Source organism: Pseudomonas sp. Z5-35 (assembly GCF_051131945.1).
In the GTDB taxonomy this organism is placed as follows: Bacteria; Pseudomonadota; Gammaproteobacteria; order Pseudomonadales; family Pseudomonadaceae; genus Aquipseudomonas; species Aquipseudomonas marvdashtae.
Genome location: NZ_CP071640.1, coordinates 3,495,644 through 3,512,090, shown reverse-complemented (window position 1 = coordinate 3,512,090; position 16,447 = coordinate 3,495,644). Strand labels below are relative to the sequence as shown.

Sequence of the window (16,447 nt, the reverse complement as noted above, 5' to 3'; positions counted from 1 at the left end):
CCGCATGAGACCACCATGACTATTTCCCTATACGCCGCATCCGTCCCGGTTTTCAAGCAGATGCTCAATGCCCTGAGCGATGTCCTGAACAAGGCCGAAGCCCACGCCACCTCAAAAAGCATCGACCCGAACGCTTTCCTGCAAGCGCGCCTGTTCCCGGACATGTTCCCGTTGGTGCGCCAGGTGCAGATCGCCGTGGATTTCGCCAAGGGCGTGTCCGCTCGCCTGGCCGAGATTGAAGTACCGAAATATGACGACAGCGAGACCACTTTCGCTGAGCTGCAAGCGTTGATCGCCAAGGTGCTGGCGTTCATCGATGGCATCAAGCCCGAGCAGATCGACGGCAAGGAAGGCATTGAAATCGTGACCCGTCCGGGCACGCCGAAGGAGAAGCGCTTCAGCGGTCAAACCTACCTGTTGACCTACGGTCTGCCGCAATTCTTCTTCCATGTCACCACCACCTACGCCCTGTTGCGTCACAACGGCGTGGAAGTCGGCAAGCGCGATTACATGGGCGCGTTCTAAACCCGCAAGCATGAAAAAGCCCGGAACGGTGTGGGCCGTTCCGGGTTTTTTTGTGTCTGTCTGTCAGGCAGTACGCTGCGACCGTTCTTCCTCACCCAGGCAAGCCGCCGCGGTGAACAACACGTCCGTCGACGAATTCAGCGCAGTTTCCGCCGAGTCCTGCAGGACACCGATGATGAACCCCACAGCGACCACTTGCATGGCGATTTCGCTGGGGATGCCAAACAGGCTGCAGGCCAGCGGAATGAGCAGCAGTGAACCGCCGGCGACACCGGACGCACCGCAGGCGCAGATGGCGGCGACAACACTCAGCAGCACTGCCGTGGGCAAGTCCACCGCGATACCCAGGGTATGCACGGCCGCCAGCGTCAGCACTGTGATGGTGATGGCGGCACCGGCCATGTTGATGGTCGCGCCCAGCGGGATCGAGACCGAGTAGGTGTCTTCGTGCAAACCGAGGCGTTTGCTCAGTTCCAGGTTCACCGGAATGTTCGCCGCCGAGCTGCGGGTGAAGAACGCGGTGATGCCGCTCTCGCGCAGGCAGGTGAACACCAACGGGTATGGGTTGCGACGCAGCTTCCACAGCACGATGAGCGGGTTAACCACCAGCGCCACGAACAGCATGCAGCCGATCAACACGGTCAGCAGGTGCAAGTAACCGAGCAGGGCGCCAAAGCCGGAAGTGGCCAGGGTCGAGGCCACCAGCCCGAAGATCCCCAGCGGCGCGAAGCGGATGACCAGGCGCACGATCACGGTCACGCCGTTGGACAGGTCATCCAACACGGTGCGCGTGGTTTGCCCGGCGTGGCGGATGGCGACGCCCATGCCGATGGCCCAGGCCAGGATGCCGATGAAGTTGCCCTCCATCAAGGCATGGACCGGATTGTCGACCACGCTGAGCGCCAGGCTTTGCAGCACTTCGCCGATGCCACCTGGTGCAGTGACGGCGACATCTTGCGCGCTGAGTACCAGGTTCGAGGGGAACAGCATGCTGGCAACGACCGCGACCACAGACGCTGCGAAAGTGCCCAACAGATAAAGGAACAGGATCGGCCGGATATGGGTCTGTTGGCCGTGCTTATGGTTGGCGATCGAGGCCATGACCAGCACGAACACCAGGATCGGCGCGACAGCCTTGAGCGCTGAGACGAAGACCTTGCCGATGAATGCCGTGGACGTTGCCAGCTCCGGCGCCAGCCATGCCAGAAAGATACCGGCGACCAGGCCGATGATGATTTGCGTGACCAGGCCGGTGTGTTTGAGGCGGTGCAGAAGAGAAGGGGAGACAGCTGTCATGACGGTATCTCTGATTTTTTGTTTGCAACGGTCAGCCAATCAGGGCAACAAGCGGGCAGGCCACATGAGCGGGACCGAAAAGAAGGTGGAGCGTTTGCAGGGCGCGGACTTTATCACAGCCCGACGAAAAATCTGACGGACCTGTGACGATCCGTCACCTGCATCTTTAAGTGGATTTTTCTGACCGGCACATTCTGTTAGGCTCTGCTTTTCTCACCTTTCAATATCTCCGGCGGGCCCTAGGGCTAGCGCTGGTGTCGTCGTTTTTCTGGAGTCTTGCATGCTGTTGCCAATCTTTCTGTTGTCCGCCGCTGGTTTCACGGTGTTGACCACGGAATTTATCATCGTCGGCCTGCTGCCATCCATTGCCCGTGATCTGCACGTCAGCATCCCCCAGGCGGGGCTGCTGGTGACCTTGTTCGCGTTTACCGTTGCGGCGTTCGGGCCGTTCCTGACGGCCTGGTTCGCCCGTGTCGAGCGGCGCAAATTGTTTATCAGCGTGCTGGTGATGTTCGGCCTGGCCAACACCCTCGCGGCGCTGGCACCCAACATCTGGGTCATGGCCGTTGCCCGGCTGATCCCGGCGCTGGGCCTGCCGGTATTCTGGGCGTTGGCCAGCGAAACGGCGGTAGACATTGTCGGACCGCAGTTCGCCGGACGCGCTATTGCCCGGATCGGATTCGGCATCGTCTGTGCCACGGTATTCGGCATTCCGGTGGGCACGCTGATCGCCGATGCGTTTGGCTGGCGCAGCGCTTTTGGAATCCTGGCTGTTATCGCGTTTGCCAAGGCGCTGCTGCTGTTTATCTACCTGCCAAAAACCAAGCTGCACCTGCACCAGGTGAGCTTTCGCTCGCAGCTCACAATCCTGCGCAGCCCTTTGATGCAGGGGCATGTGCTGTTGTCGGTGCTGGTATTCAGCGGCATGTTCACCGCCTACACCTACCTGGCGGATATTCTCGAGCGGCTGGCCGGCTTCGACGGCACGCTCGTAGGCTGGTGCCTGATGGGCTTTGGCGCCGTGGGCCTGCTGGGCAATTCCATGGGAGGCCGCGCGGTGGACCGACATCCGTTGATCGCGTCGATGGTGTTCTGCCTGTTCATGATCGGCGGTATGGTGGCGCTGGTGCCGAGCATTCATTCGACGCTGGGGCTGGCCGCCGCGCTGGGCATTTGGGGCGTGACCCAGGCGGCTTTGTTCCTCGTCAGCCATGTCCGGTTGATGAAGGCTGCGCCTGAGGCGCCGGCGTTCGCCGCGTCCCTGAACATCGCCGGCGCCAACCTGGGAATCGGCCTGGGCGCGATGGTCGGCGGACGGGTGATCGATACCCTGGGGCTGGGCAATGTCGGTTTCGCCGCGGCCGGGTTCATCCTGGTGTCGATCCTGCTGACGTTATGGCTGATGACGTTCAAACCCCGCGTCAGCTGCGCGCAGTGCTAGCCACTGAACAGCTCGCGGCGTGCCCCTTCGGCGATCGCGACGATGCCCGGATGGCTGACCTTGCGCTCCACGGAAATCGCGTAGAACGACTCGCTCACCGCATCGGTCTGGCCGATGACCTGCACGCCGTACTGCCGCTTCACCTCTTCGGCAATCACGCTGGGGCCGATGAAAATCCCGCTGCCTGACTGACCAAACGCCTGCATCAGCGCGCTGTCGTCAAATTCGCCGACGATACGCGGTTGGATCTGTTGCTCGGCGAACCAACGTTGCAAGCGGCTGCGCACCACCGTCTCCGGCCCGGGAATCAGTAGCGGGGCGTCATGCAAGCTGTGGGGAAAATCCTGCCCATGGCGCTCGGCCAACGCGGCTGTGGCGAAAAAACTGATCCCGCATTCCCCCAGTTTCTGGCTGAAGCCCTTGATGTCCAGGTGCGTCGGCATCGGGCTGTCCGAAATCACCAGGTCCAGGCGTTGAATCGCCAGGTCTGCCAGTAACCGCTCGAGCTTGTCTTCGCGGCAGGTGATGCGCAGTGGGTCGTTCAGCTCCATGGTCGGTGCCAACAGTCGGTAGACGATGGACTTGGGCACCACATCCGCCACCCCGACCCGAAACAACGTTTGCTGCTCGTTGGGCTGGGCGCGCAACATCAATTCCAGTTCGCCGCCCAGCTGGAACATGTGTTCGGCGTAGGGCAGCGTCTGGCGGCCGGCTTCGGTCAGCTCCAACTGGCGCCCGACGCGTCGGAACAACTTGATATTGTAGGTCTGCTCGAACAGGGAAATCTGCCCGCTGATGGTTTGCGGGGTCAGGTTCAGTTGCTCGCAGGCACGCACGATGCTGCCGGTCTTGGCGACCACCCAGAAATAATGCAGCTGGCGGTAATTGAGCATGAGGCGCACCAGTTCGTAAAAACCGAAGTATAACCGCTGAAAATACGAATTTTCCTGAAGTATTTGCGTCTCTAGAATGCCGGGCCATTGGTGAGCCATCTTTAGGCTCCGTCCATTCTCTGAGAGGCACTGTCTTCATGACGTATAAATCCTTGGGCCTGGTAGCCTTGCTATCGTTGTCGTCGGTGGCGCTCGTGGGTTGCGAACAAGCCGAAAAAAGCGCCCAGCACTTGGCAGAGCAGCTGAAGGAACAAGCGGTTGAAACGGCCAAGCAGGCCATCGACGATACTCACAAGGCTGCCGAACAGGCCATCAGCGAGCTCTCCGGCGGGTTGATCAGCCCCAAGGAAGAACCCGAGGACGAAGCTGAAGCAGCCAAACCCTCCACCCAAACCCTTTAACCCGTCTTATCGAGTCAGGACTGCCCCATGGATTATCTGTTACAGCTCGCCGCCAGCCCAACCGCCTGGATTGCCCTGGCAACCCTGGTCGTCATGGAAATTGTGCTCGGCATCGATAACCTGATCTTCATTTCGATTCTGACCAACAAGCTGCCCGAACAACATCGGGCCAAGGCTCGGCGGATCGGTATCGGCATGGCGTTGATCCTGCGCCTGGGCTTGTTGAGCACCATCGCCTTCATCGTGCAGTTGACCGAACCTGTCATCGAGATCCTCGGCCAGGCATTTTCCTGGAAGGACATGATTTTGATCGCGGGCGGCCTCTTCCTGCTGTGGAAGGCTACTACTGAGATCCACCACAGCATGGATCCGGCACCGAATGATCCGAAGTCCGCTACGTCAGGCGTGACCCTTGGGTTTGCCGCCGCGATCGGTCAGATCCTGATGCTCGACCTGGTGTTCTCCATCGACAGCATCATTACGGCGGTGGGCATGACCGAACACTTGCCGATCATGATCATCGCCGTGGTGGTTTCGGTTCTGGTGATGCTGCTGGCCGCCGAGCCACTGGCCAAGTTCATCAACGACAACCCTACCGTGGTGATGCTTGCCCTGGGCTTCTTGATCATGATCGGCATGACGCTGATTGCCGAAGGCTTCGGTGCCCACGTGCCCAAGGGCTACATCTACGCGGCCATGGCCTTCTCGGCAGCGATCGAGGTGTTGAACATGCTGTCCCGTCGGGCCAGGGAAAAGAAGGCCGTCGAGCAAGCCTGAGCCAGATAGACAAAAGCCGCCCGGGATCGAAGGTCCCGGGCGGCTTTTTTATGGACGACGTAAAGGTCAGTGCGCGGTGGCGTGGCGGGCGGTGGTTTTCGGGTTCTGTTGCGCTTGTGGCTGCGGCGCGGGGTGGTGGCGCCGGGCGATCCGCAGCACGCCCCACAACATGGCCGCCGCTACGCTCAGCCAGCCGAATACCAGCATCAGAACAGTCATCATCAGGCTCATCTGGGCCTCCTTCTGCCCGGAACCGGGCAATACACTCTCTGCAATGGACAGTCTAGTCGCTCAAGTGTTACGAGCAGTCGATCAGTGGTGCGCGGCGAAGGATCGGTTCGTTCTATCGCAGTGGTGAAACTGTTGCCTATGGCTATACCCGGGCCGACGCGCGCCTTATGATCGTCGGCCCACGCCCGGCTCAAATGCCGGGTCTGCCTGAACAAGAGAGTCATCATGTCGCCAGTAATTTCATCTTTTCGATCACTGGTATTGGCATTGTCCTGCCTCGCCGCCCTGATGGGGTGCGCCGGCAGCGTGTCGCCGCAGATCAAGCGCCTGCCCGAGCGGGTGGAGCTCAACAGCGTGCCGTTCTTTCGCGGTGAAATGCACCAGGGCGCGCCGCAATCGATGGCGGCTCTGTTGACCTTGCAAGGAACGGTAATTACGCCCGGGCTGCTGGAGAAACCTCTGCAGCTGCCCGGTGGCGAGGCTCGTTTGCAGCAGAACCTGCAAACCCTGGCGCATGAATACGGGTTGGTGGTGTACCCCCTCGATGGTGAACTTGCCGCATTGCTCGAACAGGTGGCGGCGGGCTATCCGGTATTGCTGCGCTACACCAAGGGTTCGGCGTTCTGGTCCGAGCCGCGCTACGCAATCCTCGCAGGTTATAACCGGCAGAAACGCACGGTGCTGCTGCGCTCTGGAATGAATCGGCGCTCGTTGATGAGCTTCGATGCATTCGAGTCGGCTTTCAAAGGTGCTGGGGGCTGGGCCGTACTGATCCAAAAGCCTACGCAACTTCCTGCCAATGTTGATTCGCAACGCTGGTTGAAAGCCGCCGAGGAATTGGCCGGGGCAGGACAGGAGCAGGCAGGGGCGCGGGCGACCAAGGCTCTGGACGCTGCACACTGAATGCGATCCCCGTTCGTCAGCTGTCGGGCACAACCTGGCATGCAACGGGTTCCTATCGTCAGGGCCTGGAAACTCCGGGCCATGACTCAAGGAGGCTGCAATGGCACAGTCGAAAACACCTTCGGGGCCACATTCTTCCGAGCATTCGTCCGGTAATGATGATTTGGGGTTCGATCCGGACTCGCCGGATCTCGACGATCCGCAGGTCGATCCGATAGGGCCGGCGAAGGCGCCCCTGGATGACGAGAAGGAATCGCAGGATGCACCTTCTTCCAGGCCTTACGATCCTTTAGGTGACCTCAAGCCCTGAATGAAAATAGCCCCGACACGTCGGGGCTATTGGGTCGGGGCTATTTGTCTGGGGCTATAGGATTGTTGCGCCACGTCTACTTGGATGCTTCAACCACACCGCTTTGGCGGCTCTTGAGATTCTTCGCGGCTTTGTATTGAAGGGCCACGGCCGGGACGCTGGCGCTTTTGCCTGTCTCGACCCAACTGCGGATGCGGCTTGCATCGGCAAAATGGGTGTATTTGCCGAAGGCGTCAAGAATGACCAATGCCATCGGGCGATTACCCATTTTTGTGACCAGCACCAGGCAATGACCAGCCTGGTTAGTGAAGCCGGTCTTGGTCAGTTGAATGTCCCAGTTGGCCTTGTGGACCAGGTGATCAGTGTTGCGAAAGCCGAGGCTATAGACCGGCTTGCGGAACGTCACGGTCTTTTCCTTGGTGGTGCTCAATTCGCTCAGCAACGGGTATTTGCGCGCCGCGATCAACAGTTTCGTCAGGTCACGGGCGGTCGATACGTTTTGGGTAGACAGGCCAGTGGGCTCGACATAATGGGTGCTGGTCATGCCCAACGCCTTGGCCTTGGCGTTCATCGCCGCAATGAACGCTGCGTAACCGCCGGGATAGTGATGGGCGAGACTGGCGGCGGCGCGGTTTTCCGAGGACATCAGCGCGATCAGCAGCACGTCCCGGCGTGACAGTTCACTGTTGAGCTTGACCCGGGAGAACACGCCCTTCATTTCTGGCGTGTTGGCGATGGTCATCGGAATGTATTCGTTCAGGTTCTGCTTGGCGTCCAGGACAATCAGGCCGGTCATCAGCTTGGTCACCGAAGCAATCGGCACCACGACGTCCGGATTGCTCGAGTAGACGACTTTGTCTGTTTGTAGATCCAGGAGGATTGCGCTGCCGGAGGCGACTTGCAATTTCGAGCTGTCTCGGGGAACCGCAATGGTTTCCTGCGCGCTGACGTTTTGCGTGATGAGAGTGCCTGTGAAAACGAAAAGCAGGCTAATGACCGAAAGACGAATTTTCACGCGAGTAGACTCGATAGAGTTGAAGATGCCGTTGAACAACGGCTTGTTAAAAAGCGCCGCATTTTATGAGTATGGGCGAGGACAGCGCTATATGCCTGTGCCACCGGGACTCGTGAATGAATAAAGTTTAATGGAGGGCGATTCTGGCGAATCGAATCTGAAAAATTTGTAGTTTGGGGAGATAGGGAATCCGCTGTCTGGCGGAGCAGGATCCGGCCACCGGTACACCGCGGAGCGAAGAGGCTCGCTCCACGGGATTGGGCGGGTCGTCCCGTCTGTCAGCTATGCAGCGTCTCGGCCGCGTAAAGGGTGTTCTCCAGCAGGCAGGCGCGGGTCATCGGTCCCACTCCGCCGGGAACCGGAGTGATCCAGCCGGCGCGTGGCAGGGCGGTCTCATAGACCACGTCGCCCACCAGCTTGCCATCGTCCTGGCGGTTGATGCCCACGTCGATGACGATGGCACCTTCCTTGATCCACTCGCCCCGGACCAGGCCAGGCTTGCCGGCGGCGACGACCACCAGGTCGGCGCGGCCGACGTGGCCCGCCAGGTCTTTGGTGAAACGATGGGTCACGGTGACGGTGCAACCGGCCAGCAGCAACTCCATGGCCATCGGGCGACCGACGATATTGGAGGCGCCCACCACCACGGCATCGAGCCCGTAAAGGTCCACGCCGGTGCTTTCCAGCAAGGTCATGATGCCCTTGGGCGTGCAGGGGCGCAGCAAGGGAATGCGCTGGGCGAGGCGCCCGACGTTATAAGGATGGAAACCGTCGACGTCTTTGTCCGGGCGGATACGCTCCAGCAGTTTCGAGGCATCGAGGTGCTCGGGCAGGGGCAACTGAAGCAGCACGCCGTCGATGTTCGGATCGTCATTGAGGCGGTCGATCAACTCGGCCAGCGCTTGCTGAGAGGTTTCGCAAGGCAGGTCGTAGGCCTGGGAAAGGAAGCCGACCTCTTCACAGTCTTTACGCTTGTGCGAGACATAAACCTGAGAGGCAGGATCGCTGCCGACCAGGATTACCGCAAGGCCGGGCGTGCGCAGGCCCTGTTGGCGGCGCTCGGTGACTCGTTGGGCGATCTGCTGGCGCAGGCTGGCGGCGATCGATTTGCCGTCGATAAGTTGTGCAGTCATTGCGCGTGGTTAACCATCGAGAGGGGAAAAAAAGAGAACGCATTCTCGCATGCCGAGGCGTGAGGGCAAAGGCGCTTGGTCTGCAAATTCCCCTAACTCCTTTAATTAAATGAATTTTTTTTAAAAAAGAGTTGACGACCTATCGGGCCGTCTATAACATTCGTCGCACTTGTCGGGCACAGCCTAGCACTGGTTAAGAAGGTCGAGCGGAGTTGGTTGTTTCAATTCGGCGAAACTGAAAGCACTTAGTTTGTAATCGTCCAAGAATACAGATTAAAAAGGCGCCCGTAGCTCAGCTGGATAGAGCATCCGCCTTCTAAGCGGATGGTCGCAGGTTCGAGTCCTGCCGGGTGCGCCAATTAGGCAGCTTTGGCACAAGTAACGCTACAAGGCAATATGGTGGGCGTAGCTCAGTTGGTAGAGCACGGGATTGTGACTCCCGTTGTCGTGGGTTCGATCCCCATCGTCCACCCCATATTCTAGAAAGGCGCCAGATTTAATAGTCTGGCGCCTTTGCTTTAAAAGCTTGATACGCGGATGTGGTGGAATTGGTAGACACACTGGATTTAGGTTCCAGCGCCGCAAGGTGTGAGAGTTCGAGTCTCTCCGTCCGCACCATACAAGTCGCTATTTAATTAGCAGAGAACGGCGCAGAACCTGAAAAGGGCTGCGCCGTTTTTGTTTTCAAGGATCGCGTATGCGCCTCAGCCTGGTTCTGGGCGCGGCTGCGAAGCATCCGATTCGTCGCAAATGTGTTTCGTGATGATGCTCGACTTTCCGTCGGCCTTCCAGCGCGAGCCGTATGCCGGGGTAGAAGGGAAGCGATGCTTCTATATATAGAAGTGCTACCCAGAGCCCTGGCAATGACCGACTGTATTTGCAAACTGGGCGGGGCATGACGCATTGTCCCGCTTCTAAATTCGGCGCTTGTTTCCTGCGCGTTTTCAGTAGGGTGACTTCTTGAGTTTGACCTACTAGAATGCATGCCCTTGATTCTGGGGTCGGAAACGCCCGGCCAACGTCTGTGCAACGAGGAATATCCATGCAAGTTTCTGTTGAAAATACTTCTGCTCTTGAGCGCCGCATGAGCATCACCGTGCCGGCTGAGCGCATCGAGACTCAGGTCAACAAGCGTCTGCAGCAGACTGCCCAAAAGGCCAAAATCCCAGGTTTCCGCCCAGGCAAAGTGCCAATGAGCGTAATCCGCCAGCGCTACGAAGCTGATGCACGCCAGGAAGCCGTGGGCGACGTGATCCAGTCTTCGTTCTACGAAGCTGTCGTCGAGCAGAAGCTGAATCCGGCTGGTGCTCCTTCCGTCGAGCCTAAAGTGCTGGAAAAAGGCAAGGACCTCGAGTTCGTCGCCACGTTCGAAGTGTTCCCGGAGTTCACTGTTGCCGGTTTTGAGTCCATTGCTGTCGAGCGCCTGAGCGCTGACGTTTCAGACGCCGACCTGGACAAGATGCTCGACATCCTGCGCAAGCAGAACACCCGTTTCGAGGCGACCGATCGTGCCGCCCAGAACGAAGACCAGTTGAACATCGATTTCGTCGGCAAGGTCGACGGTGAAGTGTTCGCCGGCGGTTCCGCCAAGGCTACCCAGCTGGTGCTGGGCTCCGGTCGCATGATTCCTGGTTTCGAAGATGGCCTGGTTGGCGCCAAGGCCGGCGAAGAGCGTGTGCTGAACCTGACGTTCCCCGAGGACTACCAGAACCTGGACCTGGCCGGCAAGGCCGCCGAGTTCACCGTGACCGTCAACAGTGTTTCCGAGCCGAAGCTGCCTGAGCTGAACGAAGAGTTCTTCGCCCAGTTCGGTATCAAGGAAACCGGTCTGGAAGGTTTCCGCGCCGAAGTTCGCAAGAACATGGAGCGTGAACTGCGTCAGGCCATCAAGTCGAAGGTCAAGAACCAAGTCATGGACGGTCTGCTGGCCTCCAACCCGATCGAAGTGCCAAAGGCGCTGCTGGACAACGAAGTGAACCGTCTGCGCGTACAGGCCGTTCAGCAGTTCGGTGGCAACATCAAGCCTGACCAGCTGCCGGCCGAGCTGTTCGAAGAACAAGCCAAGCGCCGTGTCGTGCTGGGCCTTATCGTCGCTGAAGTGGTCAAGCAGTTCGAGCTCAAGCCTGACGAAGCGCGCGTTCGTGAGCTGATCCAGGAAATGGCTTCGGCGTATCAAGAGCCTGAGCAAGTGGTGTCCTGGTACTACAAGAACGAGCAGCAGCTGAACGAAGTCCGTTCGGTTGTGCTGGAAGAACAAGTTGTGGATACTGTTCTGCAGAAAGCTAGCGTGACCGACAAAGCGGTCTCTTACGAAGAAGCGGTCAAGCCGGTGGAAGCTCCACAAGCCGATTGATGGTTCCGCAGTAAGAAACACACACCATAAGCCAGCCTTCGCGCTGGCTTATGCGTATTCAAGACATAACTATTTGGGAGTGACTGCGAGACATGTCCCGCAATTCTTTTTATCAGCAGAGCTCTGACATCCAAGCCGCTGGCGGCCTGGTCCCGATGGTTATCGAGCAGTCCGCCCGTGGCGAACGTGCCTATGACATCTATTCGCGTCTGCTCAAGGAACGAGTGATCTTTTTGGTGGGGCCGGTAGAGGATTACATGGCCAACCTGATCTGCGCGCAGCTGTTGTTCCTCGAAGCCGAGAACCCGGACAAAGACATCCATCTCTATATCAACTCGCCAGGCGGTTCGGTGACGGCGGGCATGTCGATCTACGACACCATGCAGTTCATCAAGCCTAACGTTTCGACGACCTGTATCGGTCAAGCGTGCAGCATGGGAGCGTTTTTGCTGACCGCCGGCGCCCAGGGCAAGCGTTACTGCCTGCCGAACTCCCGCGTGATGATTCACCAGCCACTGGGCGGTTTCCAAGGCCAGGCATCGGATATCGAAATCCATGCCAAGGAAATCCTCTTCATCCGCGAGCGTCTCAACACCTTGATGGCCAAGCACAGCGGGCACACGCTTGAAGAAATCGAGCGCGATACCAATCGCGACAATTTCATGAGCGCTGAAGCCGCACGTGAATATGGCCTGATCGATGAAGTGATCAGCCAGCGCCCCGCTTAATATAAGCAGCTCAAAATGAGGTTGATCGGCAAGTCCGATCACCTGCGGGCTTGAAAAAGCCCGCATTTGCCTTCATCTTGTGTTGCAAGCCTATCGGATTTGGATCGATCGAATGACTGACACCCGCAACGGCGAGGACAACGGCAAACTGCTTTATTGCTCCTTCTGTGGCAAAAGCCAGCATGAAGTACGCAAATTGATTGCCGGCCCCTCGGTCTTCATTTGCGACGAGTGCGTCGACCTGTGCAATGACATCATCCGCGAGGAGGTGCAGGAAGCCCAGGCCGAAAGCAGCGCCCATAAGTTGCCTTCGCCTAAAGAAATCAGCGGCATCCTCGACCAGTATGTAATCGGTCAGGAGCGCGCGAAAAAGGTACTGGCCGTAGCGGTGTACAACCACTACAAGCGCCTGAACCAGCGTGACAAAAAGAATGACGACGTCGAACTCGGCAAGAGCAACATCCTGCTGATCGGCCCGACAGGCTCGGGTAAGACCCTGCTTGCCGAAACCCTGGCGCGCTTGCTGAACGTTCCGTTCACCATCGCCGACGCAACCACCCTCACCGAGGCGGGTTATGTAGGTGAGGACGTCGAGAACATCATTCAGAAGCTGTTGCAGAAATGCGACTATGATGTTGAAAAGGCCCAGATGGGCATTGTCTACATCGACGAAATCGACAAGATTTCCCGCAAGTCCGATAACCCGTCCATCACCCGGGATGTTTCCGGCGAGGGCGTGCAACAGGCCTTGCTCAAGTTGATCGAAGGCACGGTCGCTTCCGTTCCACCCCAGGGTGGTCGCAAGCATCCGCAGCAGGAATTCCTGCAGGTCGATACCCGTAACATCCTGTTCATCTGCGGTGGTGCGTTCTCTGGCCTCGAAAAGGTCATCCAGAACCGCTCTACGCGCGGCGGCATTGGTTTCAACGCCGAAGTGCGCAGCAAGGAAGAGGGTAAGAAGGTGGGTGAGTCCCTGCGTGAAGTCGAGCCTGACGATTTGGTCAAGTTCGGTCTGATCCCGGAATTCGTCGGTCGTCTACCGGTCCTGGCGACGCTGGATGAGTTGGATGAAGCGGCATTGATGCAGATTCTGACCGAGCCGAAGAACGCCCTGACCAAGCAGTATGCCAAGCTGTTCGAAATGGAAGGTGTAGACCTGGAGTTCCGTTCCGACGCGCTGAAATCCGTCGCCAAGCGAGCCCTGGAGCGTAAGACCGGTGCCCGTGGGTTGCGCTCGATTCTGGAAGGCGTACTGCTCGACACGATGTACGAAATCCCCTCGCAGTCCGAGGTGAGTAAAGTCGTGATCGACGAAAGCGTGATCGAAGGCAAGTCCAAGCCGCTGTACATCTACGAAAACAGTGAGCCGACTGCCAAGGCTGCACCGGACGTCTGAGTGTCCAGCTGCCGAAATAAAGAAGGGGCCTTCGGGCCCCTTTGCTATTAGCGCGTTTTAGACGTGTCTTAGCGCTTGTTTTTTTTAAAGGCTGCCCCCATCTTGGTTTCAAGCTTACTTCCATCTGTTTACGGCCTTATGGCCGCCGTAGAGGCGAAATCATGAAGACAACCATCGAATTGCCTCTCCTGCCATTGCGCGATGTCGTGGTGTATCCGCACATGGTTATCCCGCTGTTCGTGGGGCGCGAGAAGTCCATCGAAGCCCTCGAGGCCGCGATGACCGGTGATAAGCAGATTCTTCTGATCGCTCAGAGAAACCCTGCCGACGATGATCCCGGCGAAGACGCACTTTATCGCGTAGGTACGATTGCAACGGTTCTGCAGCTGCTCAAGCTCCCTGACGGCACTGTCAAGGTGCTGGTTGAGGGCGAGCAGCGTGGCTCGGTCGAGCGTTTCAGCGAAGTGGACGGTCATTGCCGTGCCGAAGTCTCGTTGATCGATGAAGTCGATGCGCCGGAGCGTGAATCCGAGGTGTTTGTCCGCAGCCTGCTGTCGCAGTTCGAACAGTACGTGCAGTTGGGCAAGAAGGTGCCTGCCGAGGTGCTGTCGTCGCTTAACAGCATCGATGAACCCGGGCGCCTGGTCGATACGATGGCGGCCCACATGGCCCTCAAGATCGAGCAGAAACAGGAAATCCTCGAAATCATCGATCTGTCGGCGCGCGTCGAGCACGTGCTGGCGTTGCTCGACGGAGAGATCGACCTGCTGCAGGTCGAGAAGCGCATTCGCGGTCGCGTCAAGAAGCAGATGGAGCGCAGCCAGCGCGAGTACTACCTGAACGAGCAGATGAAGGCCATTCAGAAAGAGCTCGGCGATGGCGATGAAGGTCACAACGAGATCGAAGAGCTCAAGAAGCGCATCGATGCCGCCGGCCTGCCGAAGGATGCCCTTGCCAAGGCCCAGGCCGAGCTGAACAAGCTCAAGCAAATGTCGCCGATGTCAGCCGAGGCCACCGTGGTGCGCTCCTACATCGATTGGTTGGTCCAGGTGCCGTGGAAAGCCCAGAGCAAGGTGCGCCTCGATCTGGCGCGTGCCGAAGACATCCTGGATGCCGACCATTACGGCCTGGAAGAGGTCAAGGAACGCATCCTTGAATACCTCGCCGTGCAGAAGCGCGTGAAGAAAATCCGTGGTCCGGTCCTGTGCCTGGTCGGTCCTCCGGGGGTGGGTAAAACCTCCCTGGCGGAATCGATTGCCCACGCCACCAACCGTAAATTCGTTCGCATGGCCCTCGGTGGCGTGCGCGACGAAGCCGAAATCCGTGGTCATCGCCGTACCTACATCGGGTCTATGCCGGGAAGATTGATTCAAAAGATGACAAAGGTTGGCGTACGCAACCCATTGTTCCTTTTGGATGAAATCGACAAGATGGGCAGCGATATGCGCGGCGATCCCGCGTCTGCGTTGCTGGAAGTACTCGACCCCGAGCAGAATCACAATTTCAACGACCATTATCTGGAAGTCGATTACGACTTGTCGGATGTGATGTTCCTCTGCACCTCCAACTCCATGAATATCCCGCCAGCGCTGCTGGACCGGATGGAGGTGATTCGTCTTCCTGGCTATACCGAAGACGAGAAGATCAACATTGCCGTGAAATACCTTTCGCCCAAGCAGATCCAGGCCAACGGCTTGAAGAAAGGCGAGCTGGAATTTGACGAGGAAGCGATTCGCGACATCATTCGTTACTACACCCGTGAAGCCGGTGTGCGTGGCCTGGAGCGGCAAATTGCCAAGGTCTGCCGCAAGGCGGTGAAGGAACATGCGCTGGAAAAACGCTTCTCGGTCAAGGTGACGGCGGACTTGCTGGAGCACTTCCTTGGCGTGCGTAAATTCCGCTACGGCCTGGCCGAGCAGCAGGATCAGATAGGTCAGGTGACAGGCCTGGCGTGGACGCAAGTCGGTGGCGAATTGCTCACCATCGAAGCCGCTGTGGTGCCGGGCAAAGGACAACTGATCAAGACCGGTTCCCTCGGTGATGTGATGGTGGAATCGATCACCGCGGCGTTGACGGTTGTCCGCAGCCGCGCGCGTAGCCTGGGCATCCCCTTGGATTTCCACGAGAAACGCGATACGCACATCCACATGCCGGAGGGGGCGACACCCAAGGACGGACCGAGTGCTGGCGTGGGTATGTGCACCGCCCTGGTTTCTGCGTTGACTGGTATTCCGGTGCGCGCGGATGTTGCCATGACAGGCGAAATCACCCTGCGCGGGCAGGTGTTGGCGATCGGTGGCCTGAAGGAAAAACTGCTGGCGGCTCACCGTGGCGGGATCAAGATCGTGATCATTCCGGAAGAGAATGTCCGTGATTTGAAGGAAATTCCTGACAACATCAAGCAGGATCTTCAGATCAAACCGGTTAAATGGATTGACGAGGTCCTGCAAATTGCGCTGCAATACGCGCCGGAGCCCTTGCCGGATGTGGCTCCGGAGATTGTCGCGAAGGAAGAAAAGCGAGAGTCTGACTCTAAGGAAAGAATTAGCACGCATTAATACGCATTTGCCTGGGGGGCTTCCTTGACAGTTTTTTAGAGCCCTTGTTATAAAGCGGCTCTTAAGTGTCTGCAGGCCATTCAGCACTCGTTTTTGCTTTCACCAAAAAAACTTAGAATCATCTCAAAATAGATATAAGGGGACTTAGAGTGAACAAGTCGGAACTGATTGATGCTATCGCTGCATCCGCTGATATCCCGAAAGCTGCTGCTGGCCGTGCGCTGGACGCTGTAATCGAATCCGTCACTGGCGCTCTCAAGGCTGGCGACTCTGTTGTTCTGGTTGGTTTCGGTACGTTCTCCGTTACCGATCGTCCAGCTCGTGTTGGTCGCAACCCGCAGACCGGCAAGACGCTGCAGATCGCTGCTGCCAAAAAGCCAGGCTTCAAAGCTGGTAAAGCACTGAAAGAAGCCGTTAACTAAGGTTTCACTGAGTTTATCCGGGTCGGGGTCATGCCTGGCTTGGCAGCGGAGCGGTAATGCGTCCG

16 protein-coding genes and 3 tRNA genes are annotated in these 16,447 nt (G+C 58.2%); 14 read left to right on the top strand and 5 right to left on the bottom strand.

Annotated features, from left to right (window positions below; all coding sequences use genetic code 11):
* The first annotated feature begins 15 nt into the window (after nt 1-15).
* A complete protein-coding gene (locus J3P95_RS16060) occupies nt 16-525 on the top strand; it encodes a DUF1993 domain-containing protein (RefSeq protein ID WP_186609773.1) in 510 nt (169 codons plus the stop codon).
* Nucleotides 526-588: 63 nt separating this feature from the next.
* Here J3P95_RS16060 and sstT read toward each other — a convergent pair whose 3' ends face one another.
* Nucleotides 589-1,821, bottom strand: coding sequence for a serine/threonine transporter SstT (gene sstT / locus J3P95_RS16055; protein ID WP_434557778.1), 1,233 nt, complete (start codon nt 1,819-1,821; stop codon nt 589-591).
* Between the two features lie 280 nt (nt 1,822-2,101).
* Between sstT and J3P95_RS16050 the strand changes: the two genes are divergently transcribed.
* The gene (locus J3P95_RS16050) at nt 2,102-3,262 is read left to right on the top strand and encodes an MFS transporter (protein WP_434557777.1); all 1,161 of its coding nucleotides are present in this window, start codon (nt 2,102-2,104) and stop codon (nt 3,260-3,262) included.
* On the opposite strand, the gene nhaR is transcribed toward J3P95_RS16050, so the two are convergent.
* Complete coding sequence (nhaR, locus tag J3P95_RS16045) at nt 3,259-4,155, bottom strand: transcriptional activator NhaR (RefSeq protein WP_434557776.1); 897 nt, start codon at nt 4,153-4,155, stop codon at nt 3,259-3,261. The two genes, J3P95_RS16050 and nhaR, sit on opposite strands and share 4 nt — an antisense overlap.
* A 137-nt stretch (nt 4,156-4,292) precedes the next feature.
* On the opposite strand from nhaR, the gene J3P95_RS16040 reads away from it, so the two are divergent.
* Both J3P95_RS16040 and J3P95_RS16035 read left to right on the top strand, forming a co-directional pair.
* Nucleotides 4,293-4,556: a hypothetical protein gene (locus tag J3P95_RS16040; RefSeq protein ID WP_434557775.1), complete on the top strand. Its 264-nt coding sequence runs from the start codon at nt 4,293-4,295 to the stop codon at nt 4,554-4,556.
* 27 nt (nt 4,557-4,583) lie between these two features.
* A complete protein-coding gene (locus J3P95_RS16035) occupies nt 4,584-5,333 on the top strand; it encodes a TerC family protein (RefSeq protein WP_434557774.1) in 750 nt (249 codons plus the stop codon).
* Between the two features lie 66 nt (nt 5,334-5,399).
* Here J3P95_RS16035 and J3P95_RS16030 read toward each other — a convergent pair whose 3' ends face one another.
* Nucleotides 5,400-5,564 carry a hypothetical protein gene (locus J3P95_RS16030; RefSeq protein WP_434557773.1) on the bottom strand — a complete coding sequence of 55 codons (165 nt, stop codon included), beginning with the start codon at nt 5,562-5,564 and terminating at the stop codon, nt 5,400-5,402.
* A gap of 225 nt (nt 5,565-5,789) precedes the next feature.
* Here J3P95_RS16030 and J3P95_RS16025 point away from each other — a divergent pair, with 225 nt between their 5' ends.
* Entirely contained in the window at nt 5,790-6,467 is a 678-nt protein-coding gene (locus tag J3P95_RS16025) for a peptidase C39 family protein (RefSeq protein WP_434557772.1), read from the top strand.
* Nucleotides 6,468-6,567: 100 nt separating this feature from the next.
* Nucleotides 6,568-6,777 (top strand): DUF6021 family protein, encoded by a 210-nt coding sequence (locus tag J3P95_RS16020; RefSeq protein ID WP_434557771.1) that lies wholly within the window; start codon nt 6,568-6,570, stop codon nt 6,775-6,777.
* A gap of 76 nt (nt 6,778-6,853) precedes the next feature.
* Here the strand turns inward: J3P95_RS16020 and pbpG are convergent, their stop codons facing one another.
* Nucleotides 6,854-7,792: a D-alanyl-D-alanine endopeptidase gene (gene pbpG / locus J3P95_RS16015; protein WP_434580566.1), complete on the bottom strand. Its 939-nt coding sequence runs from the start codon at nt 7,790-7,792 to the stop codon at nt 6,854-6,856.
* Between the two features lie 278 nt (nt 7,793-8,070).
* A complete protein-coding gene (folD, locus tag J3P95_RS16010) occupies nt 8,071-8,925 on the bottom strand; it encodes a bifunctional methylenetetrahydrofolate dehydrogenase/methenyltetrahydrofolate cyclohydrolase FolD (protein WP_434557769.1) in 855 nt (284 codons plus the stop codon).
* A 281-nt stretch (nt 8,926-9,206) separates the two neighbouring features.
* On the opposite strand from folD, the gene J3P95_RS16005 reads away from it, so the two are divergent.
* From J3P95_RS16005 to J3P95_RS15970, 8 genes are all read left to right on the top strand, one after another.
* Nucleotides 9,207-9,283, top strand: a tRNA-Arg gene (locus J3P95_RS16005).
* A 41-nt stretch (nt 9,284-9,324) separates the two neighbouring features.
* Nucleotides 9,325-9,400, top strand: a tRNA-His gene (locus J3P95_RS16000).
* 58 nt (nt 9,401-9,458) lie between these two features.
* Nucleotides 9,459-9,543: transfer RNA gene (locus tag J3P95_RS15995), tRNA-Leu, on the top strand.
* Between the two features lie 424 nt (nt 9,544-9,967).
* A complete protein-coding gene (gene tig, locus J3P95_RS15990) occupies nt 9,968-11,278 on the top strand; it encodes a trigger factor (RefSeq protein WP_434580568.1) in 1,311 nt (436 codons plus the stop codon).
* A gap of 92 nt (nt 11,279-11,370) precedes the next feature.
* A complete protein-coding gene (gene clpP, locus J3P95_RS15985; RefSeq protein WP_434557767.1) occupies nt 11,371-12,006 on the top strand; it encodes an ATP-dependent Clp endopeptidase proteolytic subunit ClpP in 636 nt (211 codons plus the stop codon).
* Between the two features lie 112 nt (nt 12,007-12,118).
* Complete coding sequence (gene clpX, locus J3P95_RS15980) at nt 12,119-13,402, top strand: ATP-dependent Clp protease ATP-binding subunit ClpX (RefSeq protein ID WP_434557766.1); 1,284 nt, start codon at nt 12,119-12,121, stop codon at nt 13,400-13,402.
* 161 nt (nt 13,403-13,563) lie between these two features.
* A complete protein-coding gene (gene lon, locus J3P95_RS15975) occupies nt 13,564-15,960 on the top strand; it encodes an endopeptidase La (protein WP_434557765.1) in 2,397 nt (798 codons plus the stop codon).
* A 149-nt stretch (nt 15,961-16,109) separates the two neighbouring features.
* Entirely contained in the window at nt 16,110-16,382 is a 273-nt protein-coding gene (locus J3P95_RS15970; protein ID WP_008077714.1) for an HU family DNA-binding protein, read from the top strand.
* Nucleotides 16,383-16,447: the final 65 nt, after the last annotated feature.